Below are 21,461 nucleotides of genomic sequence, written 5' to 3' on the forward strand. Positions count from 1 at the left end.
CGAATATGCGCGTTACCGTGTTAGGCTATCAATCTCCTTATCCTGGCCCAGGGGGTGCTACTCCTGGTTACCTGATTGAGACAGAGCGTGTCAAAATTCTTCTCGACTGCGGCAGCGGTGTTCTTGCGCAGCTAGGCAAGCATTTACCCATTTTTGAGCTGGATGCCATGCTCTTATCTCACTATCATCATGATCATGTTGCGGATGTAGGAGTGATGCAGTACGGTTTGATGGTTCATCAGTTATTTGGCCAAAGACCTGCCGACAAGCCGCTTCCGATCTACGCTCCTGGGCTGCCAGTTGTCAATGCTCAGACATTGGTGTATCGAGAAGCGACCACCTTTACCCCAATCACCGAAGAAACGTCTGTAACCATTGGGGACGTCGCGATTACTTTTTTACGGACAGACCATGGTGACGGTGATCCATGCTACGCCATGCGCTTAGAAGCAAACGGACGCGTTCTCGTATACGGAGCTGACAGTGGACCAGGGACAGCTTGGAAGGGCTTTGCAAGTCAAGCGGATTTGTTTATTTGCGAGGGGACTTATCTGGATTACAATTTACCAGCCAAGCCAAATGGGCACCTGTCTGTTCGCCAAGCGGCAGAATTGGCACAATCCCTATCGTGCCGTTCTTTATTAGTTACGCATTTGTTTTACGGCTATGATGAGTCGCAGGTAATCGCAGAGGCGAATGCCTTTGTCGCAGGTCCAGTTTATGCCGCACGCATCGGTCTGCAAATCGATTTATAACGTTGTTTGTGTACATAGAGAGGAGAGTTGACTTTGTTTCCAAATGTATTAGAAGTCGCACGCAAGTTAATCCGTGAACGCGTACAAGCAGGAGAAACAGTGGTAGACGCCACGATGGGGAATGGAAATGACACCTTATTTCTTGCGCAATTGGTGCAAGAAGAAGGGAAAGTAATCGCCTTCGATATCCAGCCACAGGCGATCGAGAAAACGCGAGAGAGACTTGAGAGAGAAGGTCTGGCAAACAGGGTAGAAATGAAGCTCGCCAGTCATGAGGAAATTGACAAGCTGGAGATTAGTGCCGCGGCGATCATGTTTAATTTGGGTTATTTGCCGGGTGGAGACAAAGAAATCACCACACAAGCGAGCAGTACCATTCAGGCGATTCAATCAGGGTTGAGGGTGCTCAGACCAGGGGGAATCATGACAGTCATGATTTATTGGGGGCACCCGGCGGGAGAGACCGAAAAAGAGGCAGTGGAAGCATTTTGCCACGAGCTAAGTCAATTAGATTACTTGGTTTTAAAATACCAATATATCAATCAGCAAAACCAAGCACCATTTTTACTGGCTATCGAACGCAGGGGACAATAAAAAGAACGCAACGCGATCCTTTCCCGGGCAAGCGCAGCATCCGACATATTCCTATGAGAAAGCAATATTTTGTCGGGTCGCCGACAGGTGTACAAAAATAGGCACGCTCTTGCCCTTTCTGGCACATACCCTATGTAGAGCAATGTGGCAAGGGGGATCTACGTGGACAGAATCGGGATAATGTTGGATTGGGCCCTTATGGAGAAAGGAATTCATGGCATCAAGTCATATGAGCGTCTGCCTTATTATGTCGAAATCGGTAAAGAGCTTGGATTGGAGCCTGTTTTTTTCCATCCGCGGCATGTGAAGCCAGGAGATGAGCGGGTCAAGGGATATTTTTGGAACGGAAGCCGACTCGTTTCACAACTGGTTTCAGTCCCGCGAGTCATCCACAATCGTGTTTTGACAGGGGATTCAAAAGCACGGAATGTCATTCGAAGATTGAGCCAAAAGAAGACAGTATTTAACGGCTTGGTTGTACGAGATAAGAGAAAAGTACATCAGATGCTCTGGAAAAACGAACAGATTCGCAGCTATCTGCCCCATACAGTGCCTTATTCCATGGAGCAGTTGCGGCTGTTCTTGGATAAATACCAGGTGGTGTACGTCAAGCCTTCAATTGGATCTGTTGGAATTGGAGTAGCACGTATTGAACGGCACGGAGGCAATTATCACTTCATTGCATCGAAAAAACGTCAGATCTTATCTCATTCGCAGATACTCTCCACGGTGCGACGTTGGGTCGGTAACAAAAGATTTTTGATCCAGCGCGGAATTCCTTTGGCACGTTATGGAGGCAAAACGTTTGATATTCGTGTTTCGGTGCAGAAAAACAAAGAGAAGCAGTGGACAGTTAGCGGGATGGTTGCCAAGGTCGCCAATAAGAAAAACAAGCTCAGCAATCTCTCGCGTGGTGGGACAGCAGTACCTTTTGCGGAAGCTTTGGCACCGATTTTTCCTGAGGTAAAACAACAACAAGCGGTCATGGAAAGAGTAGGCATTGCGGCGGTGGAAATTGCGAAGCAGTACGGTCGGCATTTTTCATCACTAGCAGACTTGGGGATGGATATGGGAATTGACGAGCGAGGCAATCCGTATTTAATTGAAGTCAATGTGCGTGATCAACGCTATTCTTTTTTCAAAGCAGGAGAGAAGGCGATGTTTAAACAAACGTACCGTCATCCACTGGAGTATGCCCAGACATTGCTCGCGGAAAAAAAGAAACGGAAACATCAGCTTCTAGCGCCGGGCCAATTGGTTTAAGGAAGAACGCAGAAGAATTTGAAAAAGACGGTGGCATTTATTGCCCCGTCTTTTCGTATACGGTGATCTACGATTCTGCCGGCTGTTGTTGGTCAGCCAAAGGAAAGGGCAGATTGCGAAAGTGACGATATACCAAAGCCAAAATCGATTTTCGAGTCAAAATTCCTTGGAAATAGTGCTCGTCGTCTTCTATACAGACAAAAGGGTGATTAATGGACACTTCTAATGCTTTCAAAAATTCATCGGTGTCACGCAATCGAGGGACCTTCGTATCCATTACATCATCTACAATATGTTCGGACATACGCTCAGTCTCGAAGCGCTCCAAACCAAGAGTTTTATTCATGATCATATTCGTGCTGATTAACCCATGCAAACGATACTGATGATCCAGTACAGGAACGGCTGAATAACCAGACTTGATTAGGACTAGCAGGGCGTGCTCAAGCGAATTACCTAGCTGCACATGTGCGACCTTTGTGGACGCGATTATGAGATCTTTGATCGGAATATGTAACAAAGGGATCTCTTGATTCATTCAGATCCACCACCTTTTCTTTCTGTCTTCTAAAGCAGTAAGAACTGCCTGTGGTCCCCTTCTATGATACCGTAAGAGAGGTACAAACGGTAGGGCTACATTTAGAAAACTTGGCGTTGCCAAGGCTTTGGAGGGGCTTAAAACGAAAAAAGCCCGGCAGTTACGCCAGGCAAGTAATCGAGGTGTGGAACAATCGTCCCTAGTTCTAGTATGCGAGATCCTGATGTTTTTTACATTAGGAGCTTAGAGGAAACCAGTTCCTCCCTTACGCTTTATACGTTTGATTTTTGAAAATGGGTTTGGCTTCCACCCGTTTTTTTCGATTGATCCAAAAGGACATCGTCGTCAACTCGTAAAGGAAAATACAGAGTGGCGGTGTAATCACGAACATGCCGAGAACCAATGAAGGCGTCGACCAGCCTAGTCGATGAATAACGTAGCTTTGCAGTAAGAACAAGATCAACGGATGAACCAAATAGATTGCCATGTTCTGTTTGGCCAACCGGGCAAGCCACGGACCGAGTTTAGGCAGTTTGCCGAGGTAACTGGATACAGGGTAAAAGCTGATGATTACACAGAGTGTGTACACCAAGTAAAGCGGCTCGAAAATATTCAGGCTCTCGTAATAGCTCTTGTACCCGGAAAGATAGCTGTAAGCCATCCAAACAGCTGCACTTGCCAACACAACAATAGAAGGTATCTCAAGGCGTTTTACCCATGTTCGCCATTTATCCACATTCATCCCGGCATACGCGCCGAGTGCAAAAGTTAATACGTACATGAAAACATAATGCTGTCCGTAAACATAAGTGTGTTTTATGAGAGACAAGAATGGGTTTGCATCCCAATCAATAGCCCATAACGGCGTAATGAACAAATAGTGGTAGAGAACGTACAGACCAGCTTGTCCTATGAATAGGACGATGATCCAGCGGAAATTCAAGTACCGCTCTATCCACTGTTTAATCAGGCAAAAGAACAAGCACAATTGCAAGTAAAGCGGAATGTAGTACAGGTGGTAGAAAGAGCTACCGGTAAATAGACTATCGAAAAAGGGTCCTACCAGCACGGCCGGATCAAAGGTTTGATGTTTAAAATAGGTGAAGATGGCCGTCCAAATCACGTAAGGCAAAATAACAGCCCGCCAGCGCTTTTTCCAGAAAGCACGCCAATCCAATTGGCGGTTTTGATACCAGTAGAACAACAGCATTCCAGTTGCAAAGATAAACAAGGAGCGGCCGAATTTTAATAAGATAATTAGAACGGCTTGCAAATCACTATTCCACGGATACGTCTTCTCATTGGCGAGAAAAAAACTGAGGATGTGAATCATCAAGACAGTAAGAGCCCCAAAAACAAAAAGGGCATTCAGATCCTGAAACGTCCCCTTTCGATTGCTATGCATAATTCCTCCAGAATTTTACCGGCAGCACCTGGAGAATCAAAAGCAAGTAAAATCCCCGTCATTCGGGTAAGTGCCAGTCAGGTGCGGCCAGTTCTTTTGCGGTATAAGAAAATAAGTGTAATCGCTGCGACAAATGTTGCCTTGACTCTGTCACTAACTCATTTTGCACATAAAAGGGGGTAGGTGATACAGCCCACTCAGAACGGATTGTCTCCAATAGACGTGCTTTTACATCATCCATAGTCGCCAATTTTCCAGTCAAACTCGCAATGCTGCCAACGGTAGAAGCATCGATAGAAGGAATTGGCTTATGACTTTGCATTTCATCCAAGCCGGCGAGACGGTAAAAGCGCTCCATCCATTCTCCTCGTGGCCGATCGTCGACGTTAATGCATAATTGCAAAATAGAGCCGTGTCGCGTGCGTCTTTGTGCCATACCTCCGATTTTTTTACCGTGAATGGAAAAATCGTATTCCCCTGCACAGTACGAACCCGTCACCTCTCCAAATTCCAGCTTTCCGTAATCACGCAGGCCCACATCAAGAAGCTGGGCAACAAACGAGAAGAAGGAGTCAATGGAAATCGAAGTGTCAGGCAATAAACAAGCCATATTAAGTACGCCAGCATCAAGCGGAACACAAGCGCCACCAGACGAGCGAAGAACACAACCAAAGCCATCTTGACCAAACTTACGCAAGGCTTGCTGGAGATGAGGAAGCTTGGCGTCTCTGCGGCCGAGATACAACGCCTGATCGTACACCCAGAGATGAATGACGGGTGTTGCTGATTCAGATTGCATACTGGCTGCCAACGCTTCATCACGGATTAAAGGCTCAAGTGGACTATCCTGGTAGGTACCGGAGTCCATCCAGCGAAACGGTTGATTTACAGAAAATGACATAGGAAGGCTCCTTCACAGGACAAGAATAGCTACCATTATAACATCTGAAATGCGTTTATTTCTACGTTTTCGCTATCTTTTTTCCATTTGGTAGAACATGCATGTTGAGTAGAGTGAAAAAATACCCGACAGGCCAAGGTAGCTTGTCGGGTGGAAAATGGGTCTTTATTTCGTCTCTTTAAAGGAGAAATTATCCAGGTAAGTCGTTTTGCGAGGAGCACCTTTCGTCGCATCTTCTTGCAAGTACAGACCGAGTTTTTTACCTTCTTGTTTCACATACTGTTGACCGAACAAGTATTGATCGTTCAGGTAAATGGAAACAGTGTTCTCGTTAACTTCTACTTTTAAGCGATTGCTGGATTTCAGCTTGTAGGAGCTAGATGTAATGATGTCAATATCGTCTTCTTCGACATCATTCACTTTTCCTAAAACAACGCGATCTTTTTGGACGAATACAACATTGGCTTTTCCGTCTTTACCGTTGAAGTAAAGTCCTCCTAAACCTTCACTGCCTACGACATTAACATCTACGCTCAATTCGTATTTTTTAACTTTGTCAGACTCATTCCAATTCAGCGGCAGGAAGTAGTGATCCAGATCATCGTCATCGGATTCAGCTGTCACTTGTTTGCTCGAGACCTCCCAGTTTCCTGTCGCTTTGTCTGTATCCCAGTTTTTCAATTTGGAATCAGAGAAGGAGTCGCTGATACTGATACGCTCTGGTTCTGGTTGAGGTTTCGGTTGACCAGGGGTAGGGAAAACAATTTTGATCTCATCATCATCGTCACGATCCAAAATAGCGCGATAGAGCAGAGAAGCAGCTTCCGCACGAGTAATTGGATCTTGTGGACGGAAATTGCCATTGTATCCTTTCATCAGATCGGTTTGGATCGCAATCGCAATATACGGACGCAGTGCTGACGAAATATCTTCGTAATCACGGAACTTTTTCAATTGATTCAAGTCGGCTTTGTACTTTTGATCGTAGCCCAACAGGCGTACCAATGCGACAGCAATGTCTTCGCGTACTGCCGCTTGATCAGGCTTATACGTGTAGGTGGAGCCGGATTTGTAACCAGTCAGGTAAGGCTTGGCGTATTCCACATACAGAAATGCCCAGTGATGACGCGGTACATCTTTAAAGGTTTGGTCGACGTAGCTTTTGTTTATATCTACATCTGCTGCTGCGATCATAATTTTTGCAAATTCGGCGCGGGTAACTTCATTGTTCGGTCTAAATGTCCGATTGTCGTACCCTTTGATGATCCCTTTTGCCGCCATCTCCGTAATTTCCTTGTATGCCCAATGGCTACGTGGAACGTCTGAGAACGAAGGGGTGGAAGCGGCACCGACGACCGGGATAACCGTTAAGAACATTAACACCGACAAAAATACGGCTAGTGCTCTTTTCATGTTAACCTCCTCAAAATGGCAATGTAGTTTTTGTTGACTGCTATTCAGACGGTTAGTGGGCTTGTATTGTTGCAGGAGAAAAAAATATTATGGTGAAAATAGGAAAAAAGACGGAGTTCCAAAAAAATTGTAGAGGCATGTAGCAATGGTAAGGGCATGCTTGTTTCTCAGCGTTTCGTACATATTTTGCCTCATAATGGTTATTATGCATTGGCTTTTGTATCACCCAAAATGATATAATTCTTTATTGGTTACTTATATAGATGATTTTAGCTGAGGTGATATATGATGAAGGAAACGAAAGAGGCGACTGTGGACTTAAAATCCGTTAAGTCTCCAAAGAAAACGGAAGACTATGCGAAATACTTCCAGGCCCCCTCTCTGAAAGATGCGAAAAAGCGCGGTAAGGAAGAGATTTTAGTCCATTACGATTTTAATATCCCAGAAGATATGCAGAACATCGGAAAAGGAAAGCGTTATCACGTTCGTACGTATGGGTGCCAAATGAACGAGCACGATTCGGAGACGATTTCTGGTATTTTGCAGGCAATGGGTTATACTTCCTCTGATTCTGTCGAAGATGCGGATGTCATCCTATTTAACACCTGTGCGATCCGCGAAAATGCAGAGGATAAAGTATTTGGAGAGCTCGGCCACATGAAGCGGCTCAAGAATAACAACCCAAATCTGATCCTCGGTGTTTGCGGCTGTATGTCCCAAGAAGAGAAAGTCGTCAAGAAAATCCTGAAAAGCTACCAGCAGGTCGACCTGATTTTTGGAACGCACAATATTCACCGACTGCCAGAACTGTTGCGCGATGCGATGTTCAGCAAAGAAATGGTGATTGAGGTTTGGTCCAAAGAAGGCGATATCGTCGAAAATATGCCGAAGCTCCGCGAAGGAAACACCAAGGGCTGGGTTAACATCATGTACGGCTGCGACAAGTTCTGCACGTACTGTATCGTGCCGTATACCCGCGGAAAAGAGCGCAGTCGACGCCCGGAAGATGTCATCGCGGAAGTGCGTGATCTCGCTCGCCAAGGCTTTAAAGAAATCATGCTCCTCGGACAAAACGTCAATGCGTATGGGAAAGATTTTGATGACATCGAGTACGGATTTGGAGACTTGATGGACGAGATCCGCAAGATTGATATTCCGCGTGTGCGCTTTACGACAAGTCATCCGCGCGATTTTGACGACCATTTGATTGAGGTGCTGGCAAAAGGGGGCAACCTCGTGGAGCAAATCCATTTGCCTGTCCAATCCGGCTCGACAGAAGTACTCAAGCGGATGGCGCGCAAATATACGCGTGAGCATTATCTGGAGCTCGTTCGCAAAATCAAGGACGCAATCCCGAATGTCTCGCTTTCTACCGATATTATTGTTGGCTTCCCAGGCGAAACCGACGAGCAGTTCGAAGATACGATTTCGATGGTGGAAGAGGTTAAGTACGATTTTGCGTATACTTTCATCTACTCCCCGCGTGAAGGTACACCGGCAGCTGTCATGGAAGACAACGTTCCGATGGAAGTGAAAAAAGCGCGCTTGTATCGACTCAATGAAGTTTTGGCTCGCATCGGACTGGAGCAGAACAAAAAACTGCAGAATCAGGTCGTCGAGGTACTGGTGGAAGGCGAATCGAGGACGAATTCGGAAGTTCTTGCGGGGCGTACGCGTACGAACAAGCTGGTCCATTTCACCGGCGACAAATCCTTGATCGGACAGTATGTTCACATAAAAATTACAGATGCGAAAACGTGGACACTCCACGGCGAACTCGTATCCAAAGTTGAGGTGTAGGTCATTATGGAACAAACAAACGTATATACTCAGAAAGAAATTCTTGATAAAGCTCGCGAGCTTGCAGCTATGATCGCGCGTACGAATGAAGTTGATTTCTTCAAACGTGCCGAACTGCAAATCAAGAACAATGAACGTGTGCAAGATTTGATTGATACATTGAAGCAGAAACAAAAGCAAATGGTGATGTTTGAATCCATCAACAAGCCAGAACTGGTGAAAAAAGTGGAAGGCGAATACAACCAATTGCATGAGGAACTGGATTCGATTCCAATCGTTACGGAATTCAAGCAATCGCAGGTAGATGTGAACGATCTTTTGCAAATGGTCACGAACGTAATCACGAACACCGTTTCGGAGCGTATTATTTTGGATACAGGCGGAAACCCATTGACCGGAGAGACGGGTGGCGGGCCTGAAAAGAAAAAATCTGACGGCTGCTGCTCCTAATTCTTGATAGAAAGCCTTCCCGGCGCTGTTTTGATGAATACCCAACAACTTTCCCAAATATAAGGTGGTTGTTTGCACGCTAGTCGAATGCCCTGCATACAAATGTACAGAAACGTTGTATGGAGGAGGTAACGAAATGTCGGGTATAGACAAAGATCTACAGTGCCGGGAACTTATCGCGAAAGCAGTCTGCGGCAAAGGCCATAAATTTTCTACTACCACCCACACCATCATACCGTCGCAAACTCCTTCGACGATCCTCGGATGCTGGATTATAAACACGAACTTCCAAGCAGAGAAAGTCGGAGATGCCGTTGAAGTATCTGGTACGTATGACGTCAACCTGTGGTTTTCGTTTGCTAATAACACGCAAACCGAAGTCAAGCGGGAAACTGTTCAGTTCTCCGTACTCGTACCGCTTACGTTCTTCGACAAAAACTGCAGAGGCGATCTGGAAATCGTTGCACGCGCCGTGGAGCAACCGAAGTGCATAAAAGCGGAGTTAAGTGGTGGTGGCACAATCACGGTCAGAGTTGAAAGCGAATATGCAGTAGAAGTCATTGGAGAAACAAAGGTGTGCGTTGTTGTCTGCAATAGTTGTGATGACAAAGAATTCCATCTGGTTGACGACTTTGAAGATAACAGTGACGAGTTTGATGACTTTGATTCCGCTACGCTACTCGACGAGCTCGACTAAAGAGGAGAAATTATCTCCTCTTTTTTCTTTTTTTCGGATACGTACGTACCATTCTCACTTTTTTCTGGGCGTAGTCATAAGATAACGAGAGAATAGCGGGGGAGTGTGGAAGGCATGATTCTACGCACAAAGACGAGTCAGCGAGCTAACAAGCAGGAAACGCCAGCAACACAACCGATGACGGCCAACGCTAAAGAAGTGGTAGCGTATTTGCATCGTCCTGAAATAGGTCGTTGGTTGCTCCGGCAGGGGAGAATACCTGTAACAACAGGAAAAGCAGCGCGACCGGGCTGGCGAACCTATAGGATATGCCTTTACCAAGACTATGTACTGGATATCGTCAGAAGCGAGGAGCAATCACAATGGCTACTGCACCGCCTACAGGAACCCGAGTGGCATTCCGTCTCCTTGCCTTCCACCGAAACGGAGGTTCAGGTGGTGCAAGGGCTGGCAGCTCGCAGTTTGTATGCCGTCGGAGCCGATGCGGGTCAAGTGACGATCACGGCTGCTTCTCCCCATCGACTTAAGGTCGTCGAGGTGGAACCAAATTGGCCAGCCAAGCATGCTGATGAATATATGCAGCGGGCTCGAGTGTGGTGGGAAGGTCGGATGCGCAAACAGCCGCAAAAGCTGCAAAGCATGGGAGCTGATCCCGAATTTGCTTTGCGCAAGCCCACGGGAGAAATGGCACTTGCTTCTGACTTTTTGAGCATCAATGGGACGGTCGGATGTGATACGACACGCTACCGGGAAGAATTAGGTCTCCATCAGCACCCAGTTGCAGAGTTGAGACCTGCGCCATCGGAGGACCCTGATCAATTATTTATGCATATTTACGATAATTTGGCACTCGCATACAAAAAAATAGGGAATGCGTCTATCGAATGGCTCGCTGGCGGAATGCCGTTTCAAGGTTATCCAATCGGCGGGCATATTCATTTTGGCGGGCTTACCCCTACTTTTTCTCTTCGGCGAAAGCTGGATGCGTACTTAGCTCTTCCCCTTGTTCTGATTGAGGATGCAGGCTGTATGAGCCGCAGAGAGCGCTATGGATTTTTGGGGGATGTAAGGGAGAAGGAATATGGATTCGAATATCGTACACTCCCTAGTTGGCTCGTTGATCCCCTTGTCGCTCGAGGCATTCTTCATTTGGCCCATTTGGTTGCAATCAATCACGAGAAGCTAGAAGCAACGCCTCATTTAAAGCTCCCGCTCATCAAAGCGTACTACCAGGGCGAAAAAGAAAAGCTCCTGCCGTACGTAGTCCAAGTCTGGCACGAATTAAAGGAGCTACCAGGCTATACGCTGTCACGACTTCATCTGGATAGATACTTTTCTTTTTTAATCGAAAGTCAATCGTGGAGAACGGACGAAGACCTTCGCAAGACATGGAAGCTGCTATAAACATATCTACCAACGTATGCAGGGTCAACATTACCGAACAATCATGATATAATACGACGAGAAATAGTAGGCTAGGAGAAGACAATCATGGCTCAATATACCCCGATGATTCAACAGTATCTGGCTATCAAAAAAGATTATCCGGATACTTTCTTATTTTTTCGCTTAGGCGATTTTTACGAACTGTTTTTTGATGACGCCGTTCTTGCGTCCCGTGAGCTGGAAATTACACTGACGGGACGTGATGGTGGTGGTTCTGAGCGCATACCAATGTGTGGAGTTCCACATCATGCGGCAGATGGCTATATTGCAGAGCTACTGAAAAAAGGTCATAAAGTAGCCGTTTGTGAGCAAGTCGAAGATCCAAAAGAAGCCAAAGGGGTTGTTCGCCGGGAAGTGACACGCGTCATTACTCCGGGAACGATGATGGAGGGCAAATGGCTGACGGATAAGGAAAACAATTACATGGCAGCGTTGGCCCAAGTAGAAGGGCGAACGGGTGTTGCTGCGTGTGATATGAGTACAGGCGAGATGTACGTTACCTCTTTGGTGGGTCAGGCAGAGGCTGTTCTGGATGAAGCATTGCAATATCGCCCCAAGGAGCTCGTCTTTTTTGGCCTCGCTGTTTTGCCGAAGACAGCACTGCCATCTACTGTCGTGGATACGCACCAACTGGACGTATTTGCAGTGGATAGTCAGTATGCAGAGCAGGCAAAAGGTCTGGATATGTCCATGCGAGCGGCGGTCAATGCTCTCTTGTTCTACATAGGGACGACGCAAAAACGCAGTCTTGCCCATATGCGGCTATTAAAGCAGTACGATGCAAAGCAGTATCTGCAAATGGACGGCTTTTCCAGACGCAATTTGGAATTGACAGAGACCATTCGCGATAAGACGAAAAAAGGCTCTCTGCTGTGGCTGTTGGATCGGACGCAGACCGCAATGGGTGGTCGTCTTTTGCGCAGATGGATTGAGCGTCCATTGCTGAGTCGCGATCAATTGGAGGCACGTCTGAGCGCTGTGGAAGCCCTGAAGGGTGACATGCTGCTTCGATCCGATTTGCGGACTTGCTTAGATCGTGTCTATGATTTGGAGCGTCTGGCGGGCCGTATTTCCTACGGGAATGCAAACGCGCGAGATCTCATTCAGCTGCGGATGTCTTTGGAAGCTGTTCCAGAGCTGAAGCAGTATATGATCCAAACGAATACGCCAGTATTGATGGAGCTGGCGCATGGGATGGATGAATGTACGGATATAGTCAACTATTTGGCTAATGCGCTAGTGGATGATCCCCCGATATCGGTTCGTGAAGGCGGAATGATTCGGACGGGATATGATGAGTACCTGGATAAGCTCCACACGGCAAGTCGTGAAGGGAAGACGTGGATTGCCCAACTGGAGCAGGGAGAACGGGAAGCGACTGGGATTCGTTCCCTTAAAGTTGGCTTCAATAAGGTGTTCGGCTATTACATCGAAATATCGAAATCCAACATTGCCAACGTTCCCGCTGGCCGGTATGAGCGCAAGCAAACTTTGGCCAATGCAGAGCGGTACATCACGCCAGAGCTGAAGGAACGTGAAGCTCTCATTCTGGAAGCGGAAGAAAAGATGATTGAGCTGGAATACCAACTGTTCGTGGCTGTAAGAAGTGAAGTCGCGAAGCATATACCAAGACTGCAGAACCTCGCGGAGCGCATTGCATCTGTGGACGTTCTCCAGGCATTTGCTACGGTAAGTGACGAGCGGGGATTTGTACGCCCTGAGCTTGTGGAAAGCGGCGAATACGTCATTACAGAAGGGCGTCATCCAGTAGTAGAAGCCGTTCTGGAGCGCGAAAAATACGTGGCAAATGACGTGGAGATGGATCAGACCATTCGTCAAGTTTTGCTCATTACGGGTCCGAATATGGCAGGTAAGAGTACGTACATGAGACAGATTGCCTTGATCACGGTGATGGCACAGATCGGTTGCTTCGTTCCAGCTAAACAGGCCAAGCTGTCGATTGTCGATCAGATTTTTACACGAATCGGGGCAGCCGACGACTTGGTAGGCGGGCATAGTACGTTTATGGTGGAAATGCTCGAGACCAGACACGCCTTGCAAAAAGCGACAGCGAAGAGCTTGATTCTGCTCGATGAGATTGGCCGCGGGACTTCGACGTACGATGGTATGGCGCTTGCACAAGCAGTCATTGAGTACATTTGCCAAAAAATCGGTGCCAAAACACTCTTCTCCACGCACTACCACGAGTTGACCGGGTTAGCAGAGACGTTGAGTGGTGTCGTGAATGTCAATGCTCGATGCGAAGAACGGGAAGGAAAGCTCTTGTTCCTTCACAAAATTGAAGAGGGACGAGCAGATAAAAGTTATGGAATTCATGTGGCAGAGCTTGCGGAAATGCCGACGTGGGTCATTGAGCGGGCACGCAGTATCTTAACCGGGCTTGAGGCGAATGGAAGTGCTGGGAATGGAAATGCAGCGAGTGATGTGCAAATGTCGCTCGAATCGCTTTGGACGGCACCAGTTGCTGCGGTGCGCGAAGAACCAATGCAGTTTGCGTCGGCGGAGGAAGAAGCGATTATGGCTGAACTGCGCGAGCTGGATTTGAATTCAACGACGCCAATGGACGCCATGATGAAACTATATGCATGGAAACAGCAATTGAAAAAGCGGTAGGATTTGTCCGGAGGGGAGGCACTCATGGGAACCATTCAAGTTTTAGATGAGCATCTCGCCAATATGATTGCTGCAGGGGAAGTAGTGGAAAGACCGGCTTCGGTTGTGAAAGAGCTGGTTGAAAATGCAATTGATGCCAGTGCAATGACAATCGAGATCCACGTTGAGGAAGGCGGTCTGGAGATGATTCGGATCGTTGACAATGGGAAAGGGATGGATCGGGAAGATTGTCAGCTGGCTTTTGAGCGCCATGCCACGAGTAAAATCAGCAACGCTCGTGATTTGTTCCGCATTCGTACGCTGGGCTTTCGTGGAGAGGCACTGCCGAGTATTGCGGCAGTCTCGCGTATGGAGCTGACGAGCAGTACGTCCAGTAGTGAGGTAGGTACTCATCTTTTCATTGAAGGTGGGCAGCTCGGAACGATTTCCGATAAAGCCGCTGTAAAAGGGACGGAAGTATGTGTGCGCAGCTTGTTTTTCAACACACCTGCTCGCTTAAAATACATGAAGTCGATCGCCACGGAAGTTGGACATATTTCTGATTATGTGAATCGGCTTGCACTCACGCATCCATCGATCTCCTTCCTGCTGACTCATAACGGCAAGACACTCTTGCAAACGTCTGGCGACGGAAAGCTGCTGCACGTCATGGCGGCTATCTACGGTGTGCAGGTCGCGAAGCTGTTGCTTCCAATTGCAGGGGAGACCCTTGACTATAAGTGGTCTGGTTTTCTTTCGAAGACGGAAGTGACAAGGGCGAATCGCTCTTACCTTTCGACACTGGTAAACGGTCGGTACGTGCGCAGCTATTCGATCAACAATGCGATTATGCGCGGTTATCATACATTGTTACCTATCGGCCGTTATCCGATTGTGGCTTTGCAGATCGAGATGGATCCGTCACTGGTCGACGTGAACGTACATCCTGCCAAACTAGAGGCGAGATTCAGTAAAGAAGATGAGTTGTGCAGTGCAATAGAACATTCGGTAAAAGAGACATTGAGACAAGGCTTGGGAATTGTCAGACCCATGGCTACGCAACCAAAAGCTAAGGTCGTCACGCAGGTCGTTCAACCGCAGTTTGACCTGCAAATCACCAAGCCTGACACTCCGCAATCGCCGTTATTAGCTGCGAGTCCCCGACTCCAGGAATGGATGGCCAAGCAGGAGGTGCCAAGTAAGCAAGTGGATCTAGTGACGCCTGTCGCACCATCCATTGAGAACGGCACGGTGAAAGAGTCGGCAGCCAACTATGAAAAGCTGGAGGCTGCAAAAGTAGAGGCTATCCCGCAAGAAATCGTGCAGGCGACTTTGTTGGATCAAACGGGCACTAGCGAAGCTTTCCAACCTTTCGAGACTAAGATTCCGGTACAATGGGACATTGCCCAGGCACCACCTCCTGAGCATCCATTAAATGAAATGAGCAGGGAGGACAATTCAGCCGCGGGACGTACCGAACAACCACCGCCACTTCCGGAAGCAACCAAAGAAAATGAAACGGATTCGCCTGTTCCCGTTATGTACCCAGTTGGTCAAGTCCATGGTACCTATATCGTCGCGCAAAATGACGAAGGCATGTATTTAATTGATCAACATGCCGCGCAGGAGCGAATTTTTTACGAGTATTTCATGGACAAGCTTGCAGAAGAGGACATTTCCAGCCAAATCATGCTGTTCCCTCATACGGTGGAATATACAGCTGCAGAGGCAAGCAAACTGGAGAAGCGACTGTCGCTTTTGCAATCATTTGGTTTGGAGATCGAGGCGTTTGGTGGGCGGACCTTTATCGTTCGCGCTCATCCACATTGGTTTCCAGAAGGGGCTGAGCTGGAGGTCATTGAGGAACTCATTCAGTTTGTACTGGAAACGGGAGAAAACACCCAAGCCAATGTGGTGCTGATGCGCGAAAAGGCTGCCATCATGATGTCCTGCAAAGCATCGATTAAAGCTAACCGCTTCCTGACGCATGCTGAGATGGAAAGCTTGCTGAACCAGCTACGCAAGACGAGCAGTCCGTATACGTGCCCGCATGGCAGGCCGATTGTCATTCATTTTACTGGTTATGACTTAGAAAAAATGTTTAAGCGTGTGATGTAAACGATGCCCTCCTGCGGAAAAATCCGGGGAGGGTATTTTTGTGTGGACTATTTGCTTCGGTTCCCATCGAAATCAGGTGTTCCTCTGCGGTTACCCCAATCTGTCATCACAATCCTCCCGCAGAGAAATTTGCAGGAGGATTTTTTTATGGAGGATAAGCAACGGATTTCTTTATTGCTACTCAAACCGTTGCTGGGCTTAGCAAACCTGGCAGGAGTGTAAATATAAGAAGCATACAAGACAGGTCGGTCTCGCGGTGGCATCATGAAGGTGTTGGAGGCCCTGGCACGTGAGAAAGGAAGGAGCTACATAATAGAACACGGCCAAAGAAATAAGCTCCTTTGGCCGTTCAGAAGTAGTTAGTGTTTATTATGAAGACGACGAGAAATTCCATCTAGTTTATGGATGATAGAAAATAATTGCTCGGAAGTAGTATCTAATTGCTCAGCGGAAACAGTTGATAATGAAACCTGTTGATCAATTTTAATTAATTGATTATTAATGTTCTGTAGAGATTGATAGATGTCTTTAGATGAAGCATTTGATTTATCGGCTAATTTACGTACTTCATTAGCAACAACGGTAAAGCCACGTCCGTGCTCTCCAGCTCTAGCAGCTTCAATCGCAGCATTAAGGCCTAGAAGATTTGTTTGTGTAGAAACATCTGCTACGAAGCCGCTGAGTTTCTCAATCTCCTCATTCTGCTCCTTTAACACATTCATGGAATGAGCGATTTCACCATTGTATTCGTATAGTTTGGTTGCGGAGTCGGTGAAGACGGAAGAGATTCTAAGCGCTTCCTGGGTTGTAGCTGTCAATTCGGCTGCCATTTGCTCCATATTGTGGCGGTAGCTTACATTTTCACGCATCGTGTCACCGATATACTGTTCAAGAATAATTGCAGAATCAAAAAAAACTCTTTTGATAAGAGCCTGATAAAATGCAGTTGAGTTTTCTAGCGATTGAATTCTTTCTGAAAAAAGACGTAAATATAGTGAGTATCCACCCAAAAACCAAGAAGCTGACAATCCAATTCTCGCATGGGTTGTTCCGATTCGTTTTCGGCTGTTTACATATTCTTCATCAATAATATGAGAAGAAAGTGTTTCGATATACCAAATCTGCATGTTCTTTAATTGGTCCATTGTTACATTTGTACGAATCAATTGATCCAAATTAGGATGCTTTTCCAATTTCTCATAAAAACAATCTACGATTTCTTTTGAGTGAGTGCTGAAGAATTCTTTGTGTGAATACAAGAGGTCTAAGTCTTCTTTTGTTAGGCCGTAGAACACCCTAAGTGAATTCCATTCATTATCCAGTGCAATCATGAAACCAACCCCTATTTTCTTTATATGTAATGTAAAACTCTTTCAGATTCTAACAAAAATAAAATGCTAAATAAAAATAAAATGTTAAATAAAAATGAAATATTTATGAAATTTATACTGATACGCTAAATATGACATGTTGAAGAAACATGCATCCCTGACAGACACCCCCTGCCTGGGACAATTCCTTGGTGATGTTTCTTGGAGGTATTATTCAGAAAATTTGAAAATCAAGGTTGATTTTTGGCAAACACTGACATATGATTACTTGCAAAAACGAGGAGAAACGAAATGAGTTCATCACGACAAAACGGGATGTTTATTTATCCCTGGGATATAGCCGAGAGTGGTATTGAAGCAGTAATGCAAACCTTGCAAGAAGCCAGATGCAATACAGCAGTTGTCAATAGCAGCTATCATCAGGGGAGATTTTTTCACCCGCGAAGCAAAACGTTTCGCAGGCTGCCGTTTTCAGGAGTATCGTTTACGCCTGAATGGTCGAAGTATAACCGTTTGCGCCCGACCGTACACGAGCAAATCGCACAAGCAGGCATTCTTGCCAAAATGAAAGAAGCTTGTGAGCAGGCAGGAATGGGATTTCATACATGGTGGGTTGGCCTTCACAATTCTACGCTTGGTTTGGCTCATCCAGATCTTTGTGTGCAAAACATTTGGGAGGATACATACACATACGCATTATGTCCATCGCAGCCTGAGGTTCAGCACTACGCCAAGGCGCTTTTTACCGATACGCTGGAGCAGGTCAAGCCGGAGCGGATTTTGATCGAAGCGACTGCTTTTTTGCCGATGAAGCATGGTGAGCATCATGAAGTATGTCTTCTGCCGTTAGGAGAATCACTGCAATGGTTACTCTCGCTCTGTTTTTGCGGGGCATGTACGGAGCGTGCCGAATCGAAGCGAATCGATGTAGGAGCAGTCCGACAGCTTGTATCGAGGCTAGTCAGTCAGATGGTGGATGCCGATTCTCTCACGCAAGTATCAGCAGAATCGAGAGAAGTTGCCTTTTTGCTGTTGGAATATCCAGAATTGTATCACTATCAGCAATCCCGTCTGGAAGTAGTGGATGGGCTATGGAGGAGCCTGAAGGAAATTGCGCAGAGTATGGGGATTGCGGTGGATGGTTTTCCGTCCTCGACACCGTTTTTCGTGAACCAGTCATATTGGGAAGGGGTTTCGTTGCGAAAAGCAGCGGCTACTCTCGATCGTGTCGTTCCGCTCGCTTATGGGGACAGTGTCAATGAGGTGGCGTATACGTTCCATGCGATCAAGCTTGTAGCGCCAGAAGCTGCACTGGGGGCAGCTTTTTCCCTGCATCATAGCCAAATCCAGTCAGCAGCCGAGTTGGCAGCGAGGGTGAAAACAGCAGTGAACGCAGGCGCTCAATCGATTATTTATTACAATCTTGGTCTGTTAAATAACCGCAGGCTGGACTGGATCAAACAGGCGAACCTTAGCATAGAGGAGTAGATATTCGCAACAAACAAGACCCACGGAACTTCGCGGGTCTTGTTCATATGGATGGACTGGAAAATCATACTACAGTCCGACGCGCTTTCATAAAAAATGGTATGATTGTCATAGCGAAGAGGAAAACAGTTTGGTTCAGATTCTATTTGACCGGAAAATTAATCCTGCTTACAATAATATGATCGTTACCGTTTATGTAAAAACCGTCGAGTCGTTTTTCTAGAACAGCAGTTCTTATCAAAAAAGGGCGAAGACGTAAGGAAGGGAACAAAGGCGTGATTGTTACAACAGGACTTGAGCCTGGTGAAGAAACCTTGCGTCACGCAGCTGAATTGGCTAGTACATTGGGGCTACAAGTTGTGAATCGACGCGATTTTTCATTGGGTCAAATGCGCAAGCGATATGGGGTACAAGAAGTATTGGTGGTTTCCGCTCTCGGAGCACGTCTGGAAGTGCCGGGGAAAAAACCATTCTTTTTTCATCCGAACACATCTGCTTTTCGTATAAAGCGGCTCATGCGCGGCGATACTGATACTATGCTTGTTGCTTGCCAAATTCAACCAGGAGATGAAGTGCTGGACGCCACCTTGGGTCTGGGTGCTGATGCGATTGTATTTTCTCATGCGACTGGCGCAAAGGGGAAAGTCGTTGGCATCGAATCTGAGCGATTGCTAGCCATCTTAGTAGAGGATGGGTTGCGGCACTGGTCTTCCGATGCGATAGAATTGGAGCAAGCCATGCGTCGTATTGAGGTGCGATGTGGCAACCATCTAGAAGTACTGAGAGGACTGCCTGCCCGTTCCTTCGACGTCGTTTATTTCGATCCCATGTTCGAAGTAACGGTACAAAGCTCGTCGGGGATCGCCGGAGTTCGTGAGCTCGCCAATCCAGATGCTCTTTCCGAGGAGGCTGTTTTGGAAGCGCAGCGAGTTGCGAGAAAACGTGTGGTAATGAAAGAAGGAAAAGAAGGTAGGATGTACGAGCGCTTTGGTTTTACGCCGTTTCGCTCCCGCGGCCAGCAGGTCGTGTACAGCTACAAAGAGATAGGTGGAGGGGAGTGACCTTGCAACAGAGAGAAAGGCTAGTCGTGATTATTGGCCCAACAGCGGTCGGCAAAACCCAGCTTAGCCTGGAGCTGGCCGAACAGTTCGACGGTGAGATTATTTCCGGTGATTCCATGCAAGTATACCGTGGAATGAATATCGGCACCGCAAAAGCAGAACCTGAGGAGCTTGCGAGCATACCGCATCACCTCATTGATATTAAAAATCCAGACGAGGAATACTCTGTCGCGATGTTTCAGGAAAGTGCCGCAGGGTTGATTACAGACATCAACCGACGTGGCAAACTTCCGTTTATCGTCGGCGGAACAGGTCTCTACATAGAATCAGTTACTCATCGATTTCAGTTTTCCACCACATCTCAAGACCCTGAGCTGCGTGATCGACTGCAAAGATTGGCTGACAGCGAAGGCGTGGAAGCACTGCACGCCCGATTGGCCGATGTCGATCCGATTACAGCCGAACGCCTGCATCCCAATGATGTAAAGCGGGTGATTCGCGCACTGGAGATTTATGAAAGCAGCGGGTACAAAATGTCCGACTTTCAGCTGCGGGCGCAGCATTCACCCTATGATTTGGTGATGATTGGTCTCACGATGGACCGCGCAAAGCTGTATGAACGAATCAACCACCGGGTCGAACTCATGATCGAAGCGGGGCTGGTTGAGGAAGTGAGGGGGCTCTTGGATGCTGGCTACGACGCGTCACTGGTCTCTATGCAGGGCTTGGGGTACAAAGAGCTCATCCCTTACCTGTATGGAGAGATCACGCTAGAAAAAGCGGTGAACGACATACAGCAACGAACACGGCATTTTGCCAAACGCCAGCTTTCCTGGTTCCGTCGTATGGAAGAAATTCAATGGTTTGACATGACTGATCCAGCCGAACAGAGGAATAACGTGGAAACTATCAAGCGAATATTGGCAGGAAAGTTTCAACAATTGCCGAATATATAACATACAAGTCCTTTTAGGGGGTAGTGTACATGAAACAGACGATCAACATTCAAGATACGTTCTTGAATCATTTGCGGAAAGAAAACATCGCGGTTACCATTTACCTTGTGAACGGATTTCAATTGCGCGGGTATATTAAAGCATTCGATAATTTCACGATTGTGATTGATAGCGAAGGCAAGCAACAATTAGTATACAAGCATGCGATCTCCACTTTCACTCCGCAACGCCCTGTATCGCTCATGTCTCAGGAGAACAACCAACAGTAAACGAAGCAACACCAGCAGCCAGGATACATGTGATCCTGGTTCTTTTTTATGATCTGACCTGGGCGTTGGAAATGCCATCAACGTATAAAGTATCAATAAAAAGCCCTGTCGCCGTTGAAGTGATATGCTCCCCTTCAGGTAGACAGTTGAAATAATAAAACTGTCTACCTGTAAGGAGGAGCATTTTTTTATGTCCCATAAAGCAAAAATAGCTGGAGCAGATAAGGTTACCGCTATCGAAAAATATCTTCGCGGAGAAGATTCTCTGAAACATCTAGCAAGAACGCTAGATGTTTCCTTTTCCTCCATGAAACAATGCCTTCAAACCTATCAATCGTTAGGTCCCAATGGGCTGCTCAGTAC

The 21,461-nt window shown here is 46.8% G+C and carries 19 protein-coding genes; 14 read left to right on the forward strand and 5 right to left on the reverse strand.

Features of this window, described 5'->3' with window-relative positions; translation table 11 throughout:
- Positions 1 to 5 precede the first annotated feature (5 nt).
- The 3 genes from C7R91_RS03130 (at position 6) to C7R91_RS03140 (ending at position 2,612) form a co-directional block, all read left to right on the forward strand.
- Positions 6 to 755 (forward strand): MBL fold metallo-hydrolase, encoded by a 750-nt coding sequence (locus C7R91_RS03130; protein WP_047067759.1) that lies wholly within the window; start codon positions 6 to 8, stop codon positions 753 to 755.
- A 33-nt stretch (positions 756 to 788) separates the two neighbouring features.
- Complete coding sequence (mnmM, locus tag C7R91_RS03135) at positions 789 to 1,349, forward strand: tRNA 5-(aminomethyl)-2-thiouridylate-methyltransferase MnmM (protein ID WP_047067757.1); 561 nt, start codon at positions 789 to 791, stop codon at positions 1,347 to 1,349.
- Between the two features lie 162 nt (positions 1,350 to 1,511).
- On the forward strand, positions 1,512 to 2,612 hold the full coding sequence (locus tag C7R91_RS03140; RefSeq protein WP_047067756.1) for a YheC/YheD family endospore coat-associated protein: 1,101 nt from the start codon (positions 1,512 to 1,514) through the stop codon (positions 2,610 to 2,612).
- 67 nt (positions 2,613 to 2,679) lie between these two features.
- Here C7R91_RS03140 and cbpB read toward each other — a convergent pair whose 3' ends face one another.
- The 4 genes from cbpB to C7R91_RS03160 form a co-directional block, all read right to left on the reverse strand.
- A complete protein-coding gene (cbpB, locus tag C7R91_RS03145; protein ID WP_047067754.1) occupies positions 2,680 to 3,150 on the reverse strand; it encodes a cyclic-di-AMP-binding protein CbpB in 471 nt (156 codons plus the stop codon).
- Positions 3,151 to 3,415: 265 nt separating this feature from the next.
- On the reverse strand, positions 3,416 to 4,555 hold the full coding sequence (locus C7R91_RS03150) for an acyltransferase (protein WP_047067752.1): 1,140 nt from the start codon (positions 4,553 to 4,555) through the stop codon (positions 3,416 to 3,418).
- A 58-nt stretch (positions 4,556 to 4,613) separates the two neighbouring features.
- Entirely contained in the window at positions 4,614 to 5,456 is an 843-nt protein-coding gene (locus C7R91_RS03155; RefSeq protein ID WP_047067750.1) for a lipoate--protein ligase family protein, read from the reverse strand.
- A 165-nt stretch (positions 5,457 to 5,621) separates the two neighbouring features.
- Positions 5,622 to 6,869, reverse strand: coding sequence for an S-layer homology domain-containing protein (locus tag C7R91_RS03160; RefSeq protein ID WP_047067748.1), 1,248 nt, complete (start codon positions 6,867 to 6,869; stop codon positions 5,622 to 5,624).
- Positions 6,870 to 7,157: 288 nt separating this feature from the next.
- Between C7R91_RS03160 and miaB the strand changes: the two genes are divergently transcribed.
- The 7 genes from miaB to C7R91_RS03195 all read left to right on the forward strand — a co-directional run bounded on the left by miaB (position 7,158) and on the right by C7R91_RS03195 (position 16,215).
- Entirely contained in the window at positions 7,158 to 8,669 is a 1,512-nt protein-coding gene (gene miaB, locus C7R91_RS03165) for a tRNA (N6-isopentenyl adenosine(37)-C2)-methylthiotransferase MiaB (RefSeq protein WP_047067746.1), read from the forward strand.
- A gap of 6 nt (positions 8,670 to 8,675) precedes the next feature.
- Positions 8,676 to 9,119 carry a YlbF/YmcA family competence regulator gene (locus C7R91_RS03170; RefSeq protein WP_047067744.1) on the forward strand — a complete coding sequence of 148 codons (444 nt, stop codon included), beginning with the start codon at positions 8,676 to 8,678 and terminating at the stop codon, positions 9,117 to 9,119.
- A gap of 136 nt (positions 9,120 to 9,255) precedes the next feature.
- Positions 9,256 to 9,816: an outer spore coat protein CotE gene (locus C7R91_RS03175; RefSeq protein ID WP_047067743.1), complete on the forward strand. Its 561-nt coding sequence runs from the start codon at positions 9,256 to 9,258 to the stop codon at positions 9,814 to 9,816.
- A gap of 114 nt (positions 9,817 to 9,930) precedes the next feature.
- Positions 9,931 to 11,220 (forward strand): putative amidoligase domain-containing protein, encoded by a 1,290-nt coding sequence (locus tag C7R91_RS03180; protein ID WP_047067740.1) that lies wholly within the window; start codon positions 9,931 to 9,933, stop codon positions 11,218 to 11,220.
- 87 nt (positions 11,221 to 11,307) lie between these two features.
- A complete protein-coding gene (mutS, locus tag C7R91_RS03185) occupies positions 11,308 to 13,896 on the forward strand; it encodes a DNA mismatch repair protein MutS (RefSeq protein ID WP_047067738.1) in 2,589 nt (862 codons plus the stop codon).
- Between the two features lie 24 nt (positions 13,897 to 13,920).
- On the forward strand, positions 13,921 to 15,993 hold the full coding sequence (gene mutL / locus C7R91_RS03190) for a DNA mismatch repair endonuclease MutL (protein WP_047067736.1): 2,073 nt from the start codon (positions 13,921 to 13,923) through the stop codon (positions 15,991 to 15,993).
- Between the two features lie 42 nt (positions 15,994 to 16,035).
- Complete coding sequence (locus C7R91_RS03195) at positions 16,036 to 16,215, forward strand: hypothetical protein (RefSeq protein ID WP_047067734.1); 180 nt, start codon at positions 16,036 to 16,038, stop codon at positions 16,213 to 16,215.
- 137 nt (positions 16,216 to 16,352) lie between these two features.
- Here the strand turns inward: C7R91_RS03195 and C7R91_RS29885 are convergent, their stop codons facing one another.
- Positions 16,353 to 17,324, reverse strand: coding sequence for a globin-coupled sensor protein (locus tag C7R91_RS29885; RefSeq protein WP_047067732.1), 972 nt, complete (start codon positions 17,322 to 17,324; stop codon positions 16,353 to 16,355).
- Positions 17,325 to 17,615: 291 nt separating this feature from the next.
- On the opposite strand from C7R91_RS29885, the gene C7R91_RS03205 reads away from it, so the two are divergent.
- From C7R91_RS03205 to hfq, 4 genes are all read left to right on the forward strand, one after another.
- Positions 17,616 to 18,812: an alpha-amylase family protein gene (locus C7R91_RS03205; RefSeq protein WP_052773364.1), complete on the forward strand. Its 1,197-nt coding sequence runs from the start codon at positions 17,616 to 17,618 to the stop codon at positions 18,810 to 18,812.
- Between the two features lie 275 nt (positions 18,813 to 19,087).
- On the forward strand, positions 19,088 to 19,873 hold the full coding sequence (locus tag C7R91_RS03210; protein WP_047067730.1) for a class I SAM-dependent methyltransferase: 786 nt from the start codon (positions 19,088 to 19,090) through the stop codon (positions 19,871 to 19,873).
- Positions 19,870 to 20,829: a tRNA (adenosine(37)-N6)-dimethylallyltransferase MiaA gene (gene miaA / locus C7R91_RS03215; protein WP_047067726.1), complete on the forward strand. Its 960-nt coding sequence runs from the start codon at positions 19,870 to 19,872 to the stop codon at positions 20,827 to 20,829. The genes C7R91_RS03210 and miaA overlap by 4 nt, the downstream gene beginning before the upstream one ends.
- A gap of 29 nt (positions 20,830 to 20,858) precedes the next feature.
- Positions 20,859 to 21,098 carry an RNA chaperone Hfq gene (hfq, locus tag C7R91_RS03220; RefSeq protein ID WP_007719110.1) on the forward strand — a complete coding sequence of 80 codons (240 nt, stop codon included), beginning with the start codon at positions 20,859 to 20,861 and terminating at the stop codon, positions 21,096 to 21,098.
- Positions 21,099 to 21,461: the final 363 nt, after the last annotated feature.

Origin of the sequence: Brevibacillus formosus (assembly GCF_003013405.1) — a bacterium.
Lineage (GTDB): Bacteria > Bacillota > Bacilli > Brevibacillales > Brevibacillaceae > Brevibacillus > Brevibacillus formosus.